1 pseudogene is annotated in these 333 nt (G+C 64.9%); it reads left to right on the top strand.

What is annotated here, in order from left to right:
- A pseudogene (locus tag P3H15_RS55400) lies at positions 1-333 on the top strand (hypothetical protein); the annotation flags it as partial.

The raw sequence follows: 333 nt of genomic DNA, 5'->3' as shown, positions 1-333 counted from the left end.
TCCACCACACCCCCAAACACGGCTCGTGGCTCAACGTCGCCGAGATCGAACTCTCCGTGCTGACCCGCCAGTGCCTGGACCGGCGCATCGAGGACCTCGAGACCCTGGGCGCGGAGACGGTGGTGCTGGTGATGGACAATCTCAATACTCACGGCATCGGATCGCTTTACGAGGCCTTCGAGCCGGCCGAGGCGTTCGCGCTCGCGCAGCGGCTCGAGATCCATTTCCACCTCGGGAAACGACTGACACATCTGCCCGCACTGCGGGAGATCGGCTTCCACGCCAACCGACGCCTGCTGCGCGTCCAACGACTCAGTCACGACCCGATCACCG

The sequence above is a fragment of the Rhodococcus sp. T2V genome (assembly GCF_029269925.1).
Taxonomy (GTDB): Bacteria; Actinomycetota; Actinomycetes; order Mycobacteriales; family Mycobacteriaceae; genus Rhodococcus_F; species Rhodococcus_F koreensis.
Note: the sequence above shows the minus strand (reverse complement) of the source record. Positions and strands in the feature narration are given on the sequence as shown.